Raw genomic sequence first — 15,890 nt, 5'->3', positions numbered from 1 at the left:
CTCCTTTTATTATTTCCGTACCAGTACGCAAAGCGAGCGCGCGGCCTGGTGCCAGGCGGGCAATACCGCCCGTGAGTCTTCCTGAGTGAAGGGAGCGACAACCTGCCAATCGCCTTCCGGCAATCTCATCTCCGTCGTTTGCGGCGTGGCGTTGACCAGCAGCAGCCAGCGCTGCGACAGCAGGATCTGCATGAGCGGCTCGCCCCGCTCCCACTGCTGCGCGTCGAGCGGCTGGCCTTGCGCGTTCAGCCACTGCACGCTGCCATCGTCCTGCTGCCACCAGCGGTCCTGCTGCAGTGCGGGGATCTGGCGGCGCAGCGCGATCAGCGCCGCGACGTAATCGGTCAGCGCATCGTCCGCCGTGGCCCAATCGAGCCAGGTGGTGGCGTTGTCCTGACAATAGGCATTGTTGTTCCCCTGCTGGCTGTGTCCCTGTTCATCGCCGGCCAGCAGCATCGGCGTGCCCTGGGACAGCAACAGCGTGGCGAGCATCGCCCGCTGGCTGGCCCTGCGGCGTTGCACAATGGCGTCGTCGGCGACCAGGCCTTCGACGCCGTGGTTGTTACTGAAATTGCGATCGCTGCCGTCGCGGTTGCCCTCGCCGTTCGGCTGATTGTGTTTCTCGTTGAAGCTGACCACGTCCTGCAGGGTAAACCCGTCATGGGCGGTCAGCATGTTGACGGTGGCGTAAGGCGCCCGCCCGCGCTGGTTGTACAGATCGCTGGAGGCGGCAAAACGCCGGGCGAACTGGCCGAGCGACACGCCGCTCTGCAGCCAGAAACGGCGCATGTCGTCGCGGTAATGGTCGTTCCATTCGGCGAAGCGGCCGGGGAACGCCCCCACCTGATAACCGCCGGGGCCAATGTCCCAGGGCTCGGCGATCAGCTTGCAGCGCGACAGCAGATCGTCCGCCAGCATCGCCTGGAACAGCGGCGCATCGCGATCGAACCCCGGCGTGCGGCCGAGCACGCTGCCCAGATCGAAGCGGAAGCCGTCGACGTGGCACTCCCGCACCCAAAAATGCAGGCAATCCATCACCCAGGCCACGCCCTGCGGCTGATCCAACCGCAGCGTGTTGCCGCAGCCGGTATCGTTGACATAGTCCCCTTCGGGCGTCAGCCAGTAGTAGCTCAGGTTATCGATGCCGCTCAGCGACAGCATCGGCCCGTCCATATCCAGCTCGGCGCTGTGGTTAAACACCACGTCGAGGATCACCTCGATGCCAGCTTGGTGCAGCGCCTTGACCGCATCGCGAAATTCGTTCAGCGGCGTGGCATCGATGCTCAGGCTGGCGTAGCGGTTGTCCGGCGCATAGGGCGCCAGCACGTTATAGCCCCAATAGTTGATCAGCCCCAACCGCTGCAGGCGCGGTTCGGAGGTATGTTGCTGCACCGGCAACAGTTCCAGCGCGGTGATACCGAGGCGTTTGAAGTGGGCGATCATCGCCGGGTGCCCCAATGCGGCGAAGCTGCCGCGCAGCGCCGGCGGGATCTGCGGGTGCAGCAGCGTCAGACCGCGCACGTGCGCTTCGTAAATCACCGTCTGCCCCCAGGGCGTGGCGGGCGGGCGATCGTCCTGCCAGTCGTACCGTTCGTCCACCACCACGCACTTCGGCATCAGCTCCGCGCTGTCGTGCGGGTCCGGCTGCTCGTAACCGCCGTGGAGGTGCGGGTGATCCGCCACCGGCCCTTCCACCGCGCGCGCGGCCGGATCGAGCGCCAGTTTGTTGGGGTTGAAGCGCTGCCCATTCGCCGGATCAAACGGGCCGTAGACCCGGTAACCGTAACGTTGTCCCGGCTTGCCGCCCGGCAAATAGCCATGCCAGATATCGCCGCTGCGCGCCGGCAGCGGCAGGCGCACTTCGCGCTGCTGGCCGTCGAACAGGCACAACTCCACCCGCTCGGCATGCGCCGAGTACAGGGTAAAGTTGATGCCTTCGCCGTCGTACTGCGCGCCCAGCGGCGCGGCGAGGCCGGCTGTCAGCTCCGTCATGGCGCCTCCCGCAGCAGATAAATGGTCGCCAGCGGCGGCAACGTTACGCAGATGGAGAAGTCGCGGCCGTGGCTGCCGACCGCTTCGGAAGAAACCCGCCCCTGATTGCCGGCATTGCTGCCGTGATAGTGGTGCGAATCGGTATTGAGGATCTCGCGGTAGTCACCGGCGCGCGAGAGGCCGATGCGGTAGCGGTAGCGCGGCACCGGGGTAAAGTTGCTGATGGCGATCAACTCATTGCCCTGCGAATCGTAGCGCGCGAAGGCGAACACCGAGTTGTCGTGATCGTCGACCACCAGCCATTCGAAGCCGTCCGGGCGGTAGTCGCGCTCGTACAGCGGCGCCTGCTGGCGGTAGCAGTGGTTCAGATCGCGCACCAGCCGCTGCACGCCGTTATGCCAGTTATCCAGCCCTTCCAGTAAATGCCAGTCAAGACTGGTATCGAAATTCCACTCGCGCCCTTGCGCGAACTCGCAGCCCATAAACAGCAGCTTTTTGCCCGGATGCGCCCACATAAAGCCGTAATAGGCGCGCAGGTTGGCGAATTTCTGCCAGGCGTCGCCCGGCATACGGTCGAGGACCGATTTTTTGCCGTGCACCACTTCATCGTGCGAGATAGGCAACACGAAGTTCTCGGTATAGGCGTACAGCATGCCGAAGGTCATCTGGTTGTGGTGATACTTGCGGTGCACCGGATCGCACTTCATGTAATTGAGCGTGTCGTGCATCCAGCCGAGGTTCCATTTGTAGTGGAACCCAAGGCCGTTGGCGTCCGGCGGCAGGGTGACGCCGGGATAGTCGGTGGATTCCTCCGCCAGCGTCACCGCGCCCGGCTGCGCCTGGCCGATAGTCTGGTTGGTATAACGCAGGAAGGCGATGGCCTCCAGATTCTCGTTGCCGCCGTAGTAATTCGGCACCCACTCGCCGTCGGCGCGGCTGTAATCGCGATAGATCATCGACGCCACCGCATCGACCCGCAGCGCGTCGATGCCGAAACGCTCCAGCCAATACAGCGCGTTGCCCGCCAGGTAGTTGCGTACCTCGTGACGACCGTAGTTGTAGATCAGCGTATTCCAGTCCTGATGGTAGCCCTCGCGCGGATCGGCGTACTCGTACAGCGCAGTGCCGTCGAAATTCGCCAGGCCGTAGGCGTCGCTCGGGAAGTGCCCCGGCACCCAGTCGAGGATCACGTTGATGCCCGCCTCATGCGCCGCCGCCACAAACGCCCTGAAGTCGGCCGGCGTGCCGAAGCGCCGGGTCGGCGCATACAGCCCCAGCGGCTGATAGCCCCAGCTGCCGTCGAACGGGTGCTCGTTGAGCGGCAGCAGCTCGATATGGGTGAATCCCATGTCCTTCACATAGTCGATCAGCTGCACAGCCAGCTCGCCGTAGCTGAGCCAGAAGTGGTTGTCAGTGTGGCGGCGCCATGAGCCGAGATGCACCTCATAGATGGCGATCGGCTGGTCAAAATCGTTGGCGCGGCGGCGCGCCGGCGTCGACGGCACCACCTCCGGCAGCGGCGCCACCAGCGAGGCGGTATCCGGGCGCATCTGCGCCTCGAAGGCGTAAGGATCGGCTTTCAACTGAGTATTGCCGTAGCAATCGACGATTTCATATTTGTACAGCTGGCCGGCCTGCACGCCGGGCAAGAACAGCTCCCAGATGCCGTTTTCACGCCGCAGACGCATCGGGTGGCGGCGGCCGTCCCAGAAGTTGAATTCCCCCACCACCGAAACACGCTGGGCGTTGGGCGCCCAGACCGCAAAGCTGACGCCGTCGATGCCATCCAGTGTGACGAGGTGGGCGCCCAGCCGTTCATAGGGGCGCAAATGCGTACCCTCAGCCAATAGCCAACTGTCGATATCCTGCAGCAGCGGGCCGAACCGATAAGGATCGTCGACGATCTGTTGATGATCGCGCCAGCTGACCTGCAGCTGATAGCGGAAAGGATTTTTGCGCCGCGGCACCACCGCGCTGAAGAAACCGCGCGGATCGTCGCAGTTCAGCTGCACCAGCCGCCGGCCGGTTTGCTGTTCCACCAACCAGACTGCGCCGGCGTCCGGCAGCAGCGCGCGCACCTGCAGACCGTTATCGGTCGCATGCATGCCAAGCAGAGCGAAGGGATCGGCGTAATGGCCGGAGATGATCTGATCAATCACGTCACGATCGGGAAGTACAGGCATAGTCTTCTTCCTTAGATTAACAGCATGATCTAAGCACGGCTTGTTGATTATTCCTTGGCCGTTTTGGTCATCATGCAATGCATTCGGACTCTAAAGCGTGATTGCGGTCGGTTATTGACCAATCTTTACTCTGCCGACCTGAATTTCGCTCTTTATGCTTATTTTTTGAAATATTTCAGTCATGGTGAAAAATTGTCCACCCATGCGTTAAGCATAGCCAATGTCTGTTAAAAACTGCTCAGCATTGCTCAGGAAAATTCTTCATTAAGAAAACTGCCAGCCTGGCGGCGTTTGCATGCGGCGGCTGACGAGGAGATAGGCGGGATCCCGCCCATTGAAACGAGGCTGGCGATGACGCTGCCCGACGCGGTGCGCGGCGAACAAAAAAGCGGAAAATAAGGCATTAGGGGGCTGAAAGCAGCCAGCCCCCTGGAAGTGCGGGTTTACAGCAGGATGCGCAGCATGCGGCGCAGCGGCTCGGCCGCGCCCCACAGCAGTTGGTCGCCCACGGTGAACGCCGACAGGTACTCCGGCCCCATATTCAGCTTGCGCAGACGGCCGACCGGCGTATTCAGCGTACCGGTCACCGCCGCCGGCGTCAGTTCGCGCATGGTCAGTTCGCGGTCGTTCGGGATCACGCGCACCCAGTCGTTGTGCGTCGCCAGCATCTGCTCGATTTCCGGCAGCGACACGTCTTTTTTCAGCTTCAGCGTGAACGCCTGGCTGTGGCAGCGCAGCGCGCCGACGCGCACGCACAGACCGTCGACCGGGATCACGCTGCCGGTATTCAGAATCTTGTTGGTTTCCGCCTGACCCTTCCACTCTTCACGGCTCTGGCCGTTGTCGAGCTGCTTGTCGATCCACGGGATCAGGCTGCCGGCCAGCGGGACGCCGAAGTTATCGGTCGGCAGTTTGCCGCTGCGCGTGGCTTCGGTCACCTTGCGCTCGATATCCAGGATGGCGGAAGCCGGATCCTGCAGCTCTTTCGCCACGTCGGCATGCAGCATGCCCATTTGGGTCAGCAGTTCGCGCATGTGGCGCGCGCCGCCGCCGGAGGCCGCCTGGTAGGTGGCGACCGACGCCCACTCCACCAGATCGTTGGCGAACAGGCCGCCGAGCGACATCAGCATCAGGCTGACGGTGCAGTTGCCGCCGACGAAGGTTTTGATGCCTTTGTCCAGGCCCTGCTGGATCACCGCGTGGTTGACCGGATCCAGGATGATGATGGCGTCGTCCTGCATGCGCAGCGACGAGGCCGCGTCGATCCAGTAACCCTGCCAACCGCTGGCGCGCAGCTTAGGATAAACTTCGTTGGTATAATCGCCGCCCTGACAGGTAATAATGATATCGAGCGCGCTCAGCGCGTCGATGTCATACGCATCCTGCAGCGTGCCCTGCTGGCCGCCGAAGGCCGGCGCGGCGGAACCGTGCTGCGAGGTGGAGAAAAAGACCGGGCGAATGGCGTCGAAATCGCGCTCTTCCGTCATGCGTTGCATGAGAACCGAGCCGACCATTCCGCGCCAACCGATGAAACCAACGTTTTTCATAATATCTGTATCCCGCCCGGATAAGGGCTTATGTAGGTGATAACGAGTTGTGTGCAATATCTCCTCACCTTACAAAATGTCGGCGCGGGCGCAAAGTGAATTTATTCGATGGCTGAGGATTTCTCAGCAATCCTTCTTATATACCCGTCGTCTTTCAAACTGCAGCGTTGTTATCTGCACGTAGTTACGTGGCCCATCCGTGGGCCACGCCCCAAGGGGCCGCTGCGAGCAGCGTTCAAATCTGCTCCCGGCAGATTTGTCATACCCCAGTCACTTACTTGAGTAAGCTCCTGGGGATGCGATCGCTGGGCGCCTAGCTGCAATTTGAAATCCATAGGGGATAGGCAAGGACGCGGCCGGAAAGGCCGAGGCGTTTTCCCGATCACGAGGTCACCATGACAGAGATGATTTCCGCTACGGTATTGCTGTTTTTAATTATGGATCCGCTGGGCAACCTGCCGATTTTCATGTCGGTGCTCAAGCACCTGGAACCGCGCCGCCGCCGCGTGGTGTTGATTCGCGAGCTGCTGATCGCCCTGCTGCTGATGCTGATCTTTCTGTTCGCCGGCGAGAAAATTCTGGCGTTCCTCAACCTGCGCACCGAAACCGTCTCCATTTCCGGCGGCATCATCCTGTTTCTGATCGCCATCAAGATGATCTTTCCCTCGCAGGAGGGAAATAGCTCCGGGCTGTCCGCCGGCGAGGAGCCGTTCCTGGTGCCGCTGGCGATCCCGCTGGTGGCCGGGCCGTCGATTCTGGCTGCATTGATGCTGCTATCGCACCAATACCCGCATCAGTTGCCCCATCTGGTGGCGGCGCTGCTGATCGCCTGGGGTCTCTCTGCGGCCATTTTGCTGATGTCGAACCTGTTCCTGCGCCTGCTGGGCAGCAAAGGCGTCAGCGCGCTGGAGCGGTTGATGGGGCTGATTCTGGTGATGCTGTCGACCCAGATGTTCCTGGATGGCGTGCGGGCTTACATGAAGCTGTAGGCGCCTGGCGGCGCCGACAACGGTCCGCGCTTAGCGGGCGGTAACGCGGCGAATATGGGCGAGCGTATCGGCGACCACGCCGTCCAACGGCTGGTTGATGTCGATCGCTTGCACATCCGGTTCCTGCTCGCCCGGCTCTTCCAGCGTGGCGAACTGGGAAATCAACATCTGCGGCTTGAAGAAGTGGCCCTTGCGTTGTTTCAGACGCTCCTCGATCACCGACTGGTCGCCTTTCAGGTAGAGGAAATGCAGGTTGAGATTGCCGTCGCGCAGGCGATCGCGATAGCTTTTCTTCAGCGCCGAGCACACCAGCAGCGACACGTCGTTGGTGCGCTGCATGGCGAAGATGGCGTCGTTCAGGGCCGCCAGCCACGGAGCGCGATCGTTGTCGTCCAACGCATGCCCGGAGGACATTTTGATGATGTTGGCGCGCGGGTGCAGGTAGTCACCATCCAGCATGGCGGCGTTGGCCTCGTGGGCGACGGCGCTGGCCACGGCGGATTTGCCGCTGCCGGAAACGCCCATCAAAACAAATACGTGATTCTGCGGATTACTCATTGTGTCATGCCCTTATGGGAACTGGCGCGAGCGCGCCAAATGCGCCCCAACTGATAAAGATACTCTGGAACGCCGACGCCCCGCAGGGCGCCGGATAAAGATTATACGACCGTCGCCAGCAGCAGACAGCCCACCAGGCCACACACCGAGATAATGGTTTCCAACACCGACCAGGATTTGATGGTTTCCATGATGCTCAGGTTGAAGTACTCCTTGAACAGCCAGAAGCCCGGATCGTTGACGTGCGAGAAGATGACGCTGCCGGAACCGACCGCAATCACCATCAGCTCAGGGCTGACGCCGGTGGTGGCGATCAGCGGCGCGACGATGCCGCCGGCGGTGATCGCCGCCACGGTGGCGGAACCCAGCGCCAGACGCAGCGCGGCGGCGATTGACCAGGCCATCAGGATCGGCGAAACGTTGCTGCCTTCCATCAGGCCGGCGATGTACTGTTCGACGCCGCTGTCCACCAGCACCTGCTTGAAGGCGCCGCCGCCGCCGATGATCAACAGCATCATGGCGATGATTTTAATCGAGTCAGTGATGGTGCCCATCACTTCATCCATGGTGCGCCCGCGGTTCAGGCCGAAGGTGAAGATGGCGATCAGCACGGCGATCAGGGTCGCCATCACCGGGTCGCCGAAGAACTCGGCGAAGCGCAGCAGGCTGTGGCCCTTCGGCAGCACCATTTCAGCGACCGCGCGCAGCGCCATCAGGATCACCGGCACCAGCGACGTGGCAACGCTGACGCCAAAGCTCGGCATCTCCGCGTCGGTAAATGTTTTCGGGTTGTACAGGCCTTCCGGCACCGGCTTGTCAATGCCTTTCAGGAAGCGGGCATAGACCGGGCCGGCCAGGATCACCGTCGGGATCGCCAGCAGCGTGCCGTACAGCAGGGTTTTACCCATGTCAGCATGGAAGATGGTAGCGATGGCGGTCGGGCCTGGGTGCGGCGGCAGGAAGCCGTGAGTCACCGACAGCGCGGCGGCCATCGGCACGCCGACGTAAAGCAGCGGAATGCGCGCGGAGGCGGCGATGGTGAACACCAGCGGCAGCAGCAGCACGAAGCCCACTTCGTAGAACAGCGCGAAGCCGACGGTGAAACCGGTCAGCACCACCGCCCATTGAATGTGTTTTCTGCCGAACTTGTCGATCAGCGTGGTGGCGATGCGCTGTGCGCCGCCGCAGTCCGCCAGCAGCTTGCCGAGCATGGCGCCGAAGCCCATGATCAGCGCCAGGCTGCCCAGCGTGCCGCCCACGCCGGCCTTGATGGAGCCGATGACCTTATCGACCGGCATACCCTGTGCAATCCCGACCGCCAGGGCAACCAGAACCAGAGAGATAAAGCCGTTCAGCTTGAAGCGGATCATCAGCAGCAGCAGCAGCGCTACGCCGCCTGCAACAATCACTAATGGCATAGTTTTTCTCCAACCTTTTATCGCGACTCTCTTTACGATAGGCGTAAAGCGTGCGGTTGTTTTATTTTTAGGCTCTTTCCCGGTGTTTAAGAAGAGCTGTAGGTGTTGTTGAGTCAGAGGTTCAGTCTTGCAGCAAGATGACCGCGCACTCGTTGTTACCGGTATCATGATACCGGTAACAACGAGTGCGCCGGAACCGGGTAACCGGCTAAAATTCGCGTTCTGGGACAGAGATCAAACTTATGTCGGCAACGAGCTGCGGGCTTACAGGCGGGATAACCAGCGCGCCTCAGGGCGCGCTGCAAAAAGAAAGGGTGTTAAAACAGAACGTTAAAATGGCTCAGATACTGCCGCCGGGGATCACGGTGAAACCGACGTCCACCATGCGCGGGCACACCGTTTCGCCGCGCAGCCGGGCCAGCAAGCGCTCGGCGCCGATCTGCCCCATGCGTTCACGCGGCGTCAGCACGCTGGCCAGCTTCGGCACCATCACCTGGCCGATGTCATGGCCGTGGAAGCCAGCGATCGCCATCTCCTGCGGGATCGACAGCCCCTGCCGCTGGCATTCGAAGGCCGCGCCGATCGCCAGGTCATCGTTGGTGCAGAAGATACTGTCGATCTGCGGATAGTCACGCTGCGCCTGGCGCAACAGCTCCCCGCCGGCGGAATAAGAGGAAGAACGCGCGGTCATGATGCTGTACGGCTCCAGGCCGGATTCACGCATCGCCTGCTCATACCCCTGCTGCTTGATAATAGTACGCTCATCCTGGCGAGCGCCGAAATAGACTACGTGACGGTGGCCGTGCGCGATGATCTGCTGGGTCATCTGGCGCGCCGCCTCGAAGTTGTTGAAGCCCACCGCCAGATCGATGCACGGCGAGACGCAGTCCATCAGTTCCACCACCGGAATGCCCGCCACCTCGATCATCTTCAGGGTGCGCGGCGTATGGTGGCGCTCGGACAGGATCAGGCCGTCGATATTGTAAGAAAGCAGCGAAGTCAGACGCTCTTCTTCACGCTCCGGCAGGTAACCATAGTGCGCCAGCATGGTCTGGTAGTTGTGCGCGTCGGTGACGCTTTCGATGCCGCGCAGCACTTCGGCGAACACCTGGTTGGTCAGCGACGGCAACAGCACGCCAATCGCCCGGCTGGTGGCGTTGGAGAGGATGTCCGGCGCGCGGTTGGGGATGTAGCCCAGCTCATCCAGCGCGACGGCGATTTTTTGCTGCAGGGCGGCAGAAACCTGGTCGGGATTGCGCAGATAACGGCTCACCGTCATCTTGGTCACGCCCACCTTGTCCGCCACATCCTGGAGTACCGGCCGTTTTTTCTTCATTATCAATGAACTGACTAACCGTGAATGGGCAGCCATTTTAGCAAAAAAAACGGCGGGCCGATATTGTCGGTTATGCGACGGCCAACGCAAAAAGGGCTCACGCCGTGAGCCCTTGAAATTTACCGCTTAATCACACCGGCGGCAGATCGAATAGCAGGATTTCGCTCTCTTCGTCGGCTTGAATGGTCAGCGCCGATTCATCCCACACCGCGAACGCGTCACTGATGCCGGCGGTCTGGCCGTTGACCGAGACCTTGCCGCGCACCACCTGGATCCAAACGCGGCGGCCGGCGGCGATCGGGCATTCCCCCTGCTCGCCTTTATTCAGCGCCCAACGCGACAGCGTCATATCCTGGAACACCTTCAGCGAACCGTCGCGCGCATCCGGCGACAGCACCAGCTGACGGCCCTGCGGCGCATCAAACATGCGCTGCTCGTAGCGCGGCTCCAGCCCGACCTGATCCGGAATGATCCAAATCTGGTACAGGTGCAACGGGCGATCCTGATTGGCATTGTACTCGGAGTGACGCACCCCGGTGCCCGCGCTCATGATCTGGAATTCGCCGGCCTGGATCTGCTCCTTGTTGCCCATGCTGTCCTGGTGTTCCACCGTGCCGCTCAGCACGTAGGTCAGGATTTCCATGTCTTTATGCGGGTGAGTACCGAAACCCTGCCCTGCGTCGATCACATCTTCGTTGATCACTCGCAGCGCCGAGAACCCCATAAAGTTCGGATCGTAATAATCGGCAAATGAGAAGGTGTGCCAGCTATCCAGCCAGCCATGATTGGCGTGGCCGCGGTCTTCCGCTTTACGTACATAAATCATTTTCAACTCTCCTCAATGTTTTTTTACAGTCTAGTCCTGCCAGCAGAATAAGAAAGCGTAAAAAACTCATGCCTCTGTTCAAAAATTTCGATGGAATGAAACAGCGAATGGGCAGCGGATTTGTTGAAAGCGGAACCGGCTGAAAAAGGGCAAAAAAAAAGCCAGCACCCGAGCTGGCTAAGTAAACACTGGAAGCAATGTGAGCAATGTCGTGCCTTCGCAGCGAGAGTATCAAGGGTTGATGCCCTCCCCGGAACGCATCGCAATAATAATCATTATCATTCGCACCTGTAAAGCGTTTTTTTTGACCCGTTGAAATAATATTGACTCAAGGCAGTAAACGGATAAATTCAGAGGTTATTCAACCGGTAAGCAAAAGGAGCAGCGAGATGAGCGAGATCGCGATACGCCACGTGGAAACATCGGATGCGCAGGCCCTGCATCATCTTTATTCTCAGATGCCCGTCTACCGCGATACGCTGCACCTACCGCTACCGACAGTCGACCTGTGGCATAAACGCCTCGCCAATCCCGAACCGGGCACGCATAACCTGGCGGCCTTCGTTGACGGACAGCTTGTCGGTCAGTTAGCCGTGATGCTGAATCAGCGCGTGCGCCGCCGCCACGTGGCCACCTTCGGCATCGGCGTCGATCCGCGCTACCACGGTAAAGGCGTCGGCAGCCGCCTGATGCAGGCGATGATCGACCTGTGCGACAACTGGGCGGCCATCGAGCGCATCGAACTGACGGTGTTTACCGACAACCCGGCGGCCATCGCGCTGTATCGCAAGTTCGGTTTTGAGATTGAAGGCACCAGCCGCGCTTTCGCCATGCGCGACGGCGTGCTGGTCGATGCCTACCATATGGCGCGTTTTCGCTCCGGGCAGCCGCGCGCCGATGCGTGATATCATCCCCCCGCAGGGGCCGCTGCGCCGGCCCCTGAATATCAACCGCCGAACCTTTTTACACGCGCTGGCCGGCCTGACCGCCGCCGGCATGTTCCCCCCTTCACCCCATTAGGTGCCGCTATGCCAACTTCCGCCGCCGGGCGCCCTGGCGCCCGCAACCTGATTACCGATGTACCCGGCCTGAAGGTCGGCGTGGCGCAGGACAGCCGGGTGCGCACCGGCGCGACGGTGATCCTGCCGGACGGCCCGGCGATTGCCGCCGTGGACGTGCGCGGCGGCGGCCCCGCCACCCGTGAAACCGACGCGCTGGGTGAGGACAATTTGGTACAGACCATCGATGCGCTGACGTTCAGCGGCGGTTCGGTATACGGCCTGGCGGCGGCGGACGGCGTCGCGGCCTGGCTCGGGCTACAAGGCAGAGGCTATGCGCTGCGGCCGGCTCCCGGCGTGCCGGTCTCACCTATCGTGCCCACCGCCTGCCTGTACGACCTGGCCAACGGCGGCGATAAAAACTGGCAGCTCACGCCGCCGTATCGCCAACTGGGCATCGACGCGGTCGGCAAGGCCGGCCTGGACTTTCCACTGGGCACCGTCGGCGCCGGCTACGGCGCCATGACCGGCATGGGCAAGCTGAAAGGCGGGCTCGGTTCGGCATCGATCGTTGCCGCCAATGGCGCTACCGTCGGCGCACTGGTGGCGGTCAACAGCCTGGGTGCGGTGGTAGCGCCCGGCACCCGCGCCTTCTGGGCGACGCCCTATGAAATCGATGGTGAATTCGGCAACGGCGGCGCGGCGGCTCTGGCGCAGCTGCGCGCGCAGGGCGAAGACGGGATGGTGCCAGAGCCGCAGGGCGGCAGAAAGAACACCACCCTGGCCTGCATCGCCACCGACCTGGCGCTGACGCGGGTGGAGTTGAAACGGGTGGCCATCATGGCGCAAGACGGCATGGCGCGCGCCATCCGCCCGCTGCACAGCCCGTTTGACGGCGACGTGGTGTTCGCCCTGTCCACCGGGCAGCGCGAGGTGCAGGGCAGCCGTGAACTGGCGGTGCTGCAGATCGGCGCGCTGGCGGCGGACACCCTCGCTCGGGCGATCGCCCGTGGCGTATACGCCGCCACCCCGTGGCCGGGCAGCCAGGTCACAACCTGGCAAACGCTCGGCGGCTAACGCACCGCCATCAAAAAAGGGGCGCCGGCGGCGCCCCTCGATCTCTATTGCCCCTCGCCGCCTAAATGCCGGCGGTTTCCCGAATATAACGGCGCGCCTTCACCGCATACTCGAACGGGTTGGCCAGCGCCGGATCCTGCTCGGCCTCCACCACCATCCACCCTTTGTAACCGCGCTCGTCCAGCAGCTTGAACACCGGTCTGAAATCGATCACGCCATCACCCGGCACGGTGAAGGTGCCCTTCTTCACGCCATCGAGGAAACTCAGCTTGTTGGCCTTCACTTCCGCCACCACCTCATCGCGCACGTCCTTCAGGTGGACATGGTTGATGCGCGGCAGATACTTCTCCAGGATCGCCATCATCGCCTGTTGACTGCCTTCCGAATAGTAGGCGTGGCCGGTATCGAACAGCAGATAAACGTCGTCGTTGACCATGCTCATGTAGCGATCGATTTCGGCCGTGGTCTGAATGCCGGTGCCCATGTGGTGGTGCAGGCACACCTGCATGCCTTTATCGGCGGCGATCTTCGCCAACTCGTTGTAACCGTCGGCCACCCGCCGCCACTCTTCATCGCTGAAATACGGCTTCTCTTCGAACACGCCTTTGGTGGTGCCCTGAATGCTCTTGCTCTGCTCGGAACAGCCGATCACCCTGGCGCCCATGGCATGCAGGAAATTCATGTGGTTGATAAATTCATCAATGGTTTTGTCTTTCTGGCCGTCGGCGAAAAAGGTGCTGAACCAGGCGTTGCAGATCTGGATGCCGCGAATATCCAGCATCGGTTTCAGCACCGCCGGATCGCGCGGGTATTTGCTGCCCACTTCGCTGCCGGTGAAACCGGCCAGCGCCATTTCACTGACGCACTGCTGGAAGGTGTTTTCCTTGCCCAAATCGGGCATGTCATCGTTGGTCCAGCCGATCGGCGCAATGGCCAATTTCACGTTGTCTTTATTCATGGTTTGCCTCGGTCCTTACAGGGCCGCCGGTACAAACGCCGCCGGCGAGCCGAATCAGATTATTTGCCCAACAGCTCTCTTTCGATGCGTTCTCTGGTCGCCACCGCCTGGCTCGGCATCTTTTCCGGGTAGCCGAACAGCGAGGTGCAGATGATCGATTCGCCGCCGACCTTGAAGCTGCGGTTGGCGAATTCCATGTCGCGCAGCGTCTGGAACAGAGCGTCGAAATTCACTTCGCCTTCGCCGATGCCGACGTGCTGGTGCACCGCGGCGTCAACGCCTGGCGGGTTGACGATATAACGGCAATGCTTGGTGTGATTCATGGTGTCGGCGATCAGCACGTGGGAAAGATCGTCCCCGGCGTACTGCAGCATGCCGGCTACGTCACCCTGTCCCTTGTCGTAGTAGAAGGTGTGCGGCACGCTGTAGAGGTATTTGACGTGGTCGCTGCGCAGCGACTTCACCAGATCGGCGGTTTCGTTGCTCAGCTCGCAGAAGTCCCACGGGTGCGACTGGATCTCCATACGAATACCCTCGCGCTCAACGATCGGCAGCAGCTCCTCCATCGAGCGATACCACAGCTCCTCGCAGATCTCCGGTTCGTTGGGGTTGCCGGCCAGTTCGGTGTTGATCACCTGCACGCCCATTTCCACCGCGATTTCGATCATCCGCCGCCAGTTTTTGACCGCCGCCTGGCGGCGATCTTCCCCCGGCCCGGACCAGCGATACACCACGATAAATGAGGAGATCTCCACGCCGGTCGCTTTCAGGGCGTTTTTATACTCCGCCATGATTTCGCGGCTGGCCTTCGGATGTTTGTAAAACGGGTTGATCTGCGGGTGCGGCGACTGCTCGATGTATTTGTAGCCCCAGTCCGCCACCTGCTGAACCATTTTGGTGACGCCCAAATCCCGGATAACGTCGACATCAAAAGCGATCTTCATGGTCACTCCTCTACAATCATGGGTACGCGCTGCGAGCGGTTATTTGCCGTAAAACGCCGGGCGCGCCGGCAGGGTCACCGGCACGATCTCGCCGCTGAGCTGGGCGGCCACGCACGCGTCGGCGGTCACGGCGGCGGCGTAGCCGTCCCAGGCGGAAGGGCCGGTCAATTTGCCCGCGGCCACGTCGTTGATGAACCCCTGCAGCTCGACGTCATAGGCGTCGATAAAGCGATCCTTCCAGTCGGTCAGGATTTCGGTCGACAGGCGGGCGCCGCTGCGCATCTGCACCGAGGACGGCTCCGGCAGTTTGGCGATGCCGGTTTCCCCTACCACTTCACACTGAATGTCATAGCCGTACTGGCAGTTGACGAAGATTTCGACGTCGATGCGCGTCCCTTTGGCGGTTTCAAACAGCACAATTTGCGGATCTTTCAGGTGCGGGAACGCCTTCGGGCTCTTGCGCGGGAACACCACCTGCACCGACACATAGTCGTCGTCGAGCAGCCAGCGCAACACGTCGATTTCGTGGATCAGGGTGTCAGTGATCGCCATATCGGTGGTGTAGGCCTCGCCGACCGTCGGATTGCGGTGCGCGCAGTGCAGCATCAGCGGCTCGCCGATCTGGCCGCTGGTCAGCACCTGTTTCAACGCGCGATACCCCTGGTCATAGGGGCGCATAAAGCCGACCTGCACCAGCCGCTTGCCGTGCTTCGCTTCGGCGTCGACGATGTTTCTGCAGCCCTGCGCGGTCACCGCCAACGGCTTCTCGCAGAATACCGGTTTGCCAGCGGCGATGGCCGCCAGCACGAACTCTTCATGACTCGGCCCCCAGGAGGTGACCAGCACCGCCTGCACGTCGGCGGCCTTGATCAGATCGTGGCCGTTGTCATACACCCGCGCATCCAGCTGCAGATCGCTCACCACCTTGGCGGCGTTGTCGCGATTGATGTCGTTCACCGCCACGACGCGGGCGCCCTGCAAAACTTTGCTGCAGCGGCGGATATGATCGCGGCCGATGGCGCCGGTGCCGATAACCCCAATGTTCAATGTCATTTTCGCTACCC

At 61.5% G+C, this 15,890-nt stretch carries 12 protein-coding genes and 1 pseudogene; 3 read left to right on the top strand and 10 right to left on the bottom strand.

The genetic code is table 11. From position 1 onward, the window contains the following. Positions 1 to 9 precede the first annotated feature (9 nt). The 3 genes from glgX to asd form a co-directional block, all read right to left on the bottom strand. A complete protein-coding gene (gene glgX / locus ACMGGK_RS00550) occupies positions 10 to 1,992 on the bottom strand; it encodes a glycogen debranching protein GlgX (protein WP_164053191.1) in 1,983 nt (660 codons plus the stop codon). Further along, complete coding sequence (gene glgB / locus ACMGGK_RS00545; protein WP_151254282.1) at positions 1,989 to 4,175, bottom strand: 1,4-alpha-glucan branching enzyme; 2,187 nt, start codon at positions 4,173 to 4,175, stop codon at positions 1,989 to 1,991. The genes glgX and glgB overlap by 4 nt, the downstream gene beginning before the upstream one ends. A 443-nt stretch (positions 4,176 to 4,618) precedes the next feature. After that, positions 4,619 to 5,722: an aspartate-semialdehyde dehydrogenase gene (gene asd / locus ACMGGK_RS00540; protein WP_016930397.1), complete on the bottom strand. Its 1,104-nt coding sequence runs from the start codon at positions 5,720 to 5,722 to the stop codon at positions 4,619 to 4,621. A gap of 395 nt (positions 5,723 to 6,117) precedes the next feature. Here asd and ACMGGK_RS00535 point away from each other — a divergent pair, with 395 nt between their 5' ends. Further along, positions 6,118 to 6,711: a YhgN family NAAT transporter gene (locus ACMGGK_RS00535; protein WP_025159894.1), complete on the top strand. Its 594-nt coding sequence runs from the start codon at positions 6,118 to 6,120 to the stop codon at positions 6,709 to 6,711. A gap of 30 nt (positions 6,712 to 6,741) precedes the next feature. Here ACMGGK_RS00535 and gntK read toward each other — a convergent pair whose 3' ends face one another. The 4 genes from gntK to ACMGGK_RS00515 all read right to left on the bottom strand — a co-directional run bounded on the left by gntK (position 6,742) and on the right by ACMGGK_RS00515 (position 10,849). Continuing rightward, the gene (gene gntK, locus ACMGGK_RS00530) at positions 6,742 to 7,269 is read right to left on the bottom strand and encodes a gluconokinase (protein WP_033639197.1); all 528 of its coding nucleotides are present in this window, start codon (positions 7,267 to 7,269) and stop codon (positions 6,742 to 6,744) included. A 101-nt stretch (positions 7,270 to 7,370) separates the two neighbouring features. Further along, positions 7,371 to 8,687, bottom strand: a complete 1,317-nt coding sequence (gntT, locus tag ACMGGK_RS00525; RefSeq protein WP_016930400.1) for a gluconate transporter — start codon at positions 8,685 to 8,687, stop codon at positions 7,371 to 7,373. A 340-nt stretch (positions 8,688 to 9,027) separates the two neighbouring features. Further along, a complete protein-coding gene (gene gntR, locus ACMGGK_RS00520; RefSeq protein WP_016930401.1) occupies positions 9,028 to 10,023 on the bottom strand; it encodes a gluconate operon transcriptional repressor GntR in 996 nt (331 codons plus the stop codon). 130 nt (positions 10,024 to 10,153) lie between these two features. Beyond that, entirely contained in the window at positions 10,154 to 10,849 is a 696-nt protein-coding gene (locus ACMGGK_RS00515) for a pirin family protein (RefSeq protein WP_004930835.1), read from the bottom strand. Between the two features lie 389 nt (positions 10,850 to 11,238). Between ACMGGK_RS00515 and ACMGGK_RS00510 the strand changes: the two genes are divergently transcribed. After that, positions 11,239 to 11,754 (top strand): GNAT family N-acetyltransferase, encoded by a 516-nt coding sequence (locus tag ACMGGK_RS00510; protein WP_049300445.1) that lies wholly within the window; start codon positions 11,239 to 11,241, stop codon positions 11,752 to 11,754. Beyond that, positions 11,747 to 12,924 (top strand): annotated as a pseudogene (locus tag ACMGGK_RS00505) (P1 family peptidase). The gene ACMGGK_RS00510 and the pseudogene ACMGGK_RS00505 overlap by 8 nt, the downstream one beginning before the upstream one ends. A 61-nt stretch (positions 12,925 to 12,985) precedes the next feature. Here the strand turns inward: ACMGGK_RS00505 and iolE are convergent. From iolE to ACMGGK_RS00490, 3 genes are read right to left on the bottom strand one after another with little or no spacing between them, the layout of a single operon-like run. After that, positions 12,986 to 13,882, bottom strand: coding sequence for a myo-inosose-2 dehydratase (gene iolE / locus ACMGGK_RS00500; protein ID WP_016930404.1), 897 nt, complete (start codon positions 13,880 to 13,882; stop codon positions 12,986 to 12,988). 59 nt (positions 13,883 to 13,941) lie between these two features. Further along, positions 13,942 to 14,826 carry a sugar phosphate isomerase/epimerase family protein gene (locus tag ACMGGK_RS00495; protein WP_004930845.1) on the bottom strand — a complete coding sequence of 295 codons (885 nt, stop codon included), beginning with the start codon at positions 14,824 to 14,826 and terminating at the stop codon, positions 13,942 to 13,944. 39 nt (positions 14,827 to 14,865) lie between these two features. Beyond that, entirely contained in the window at positions 14,866 to 15,879 is a 1,014-nt protein-coding gene (locus ACMGGK_RS00490; protein WP_016930405.1) for a Gfo/Idh/MocA family protein, read from the bottom strand. Positions 15,880 to 15,890 lie beyond the last annotated feature (11 nt).

The organism is Serratia sp. BNK-33-b, assembly GCF_048684565.1.
GTDB classification, from domain to species: domain Bacteria; phylum Pseudomonadota; class Gammaproteobacteria; order Enterobacterales; family Enterobacteriaceae; genus Serratia; species Serratia marcescens.
Note: the sequence above shows the minus strand (reverse complement) of the source record. Positions and strands in the feature narration are given on the sequence as shown.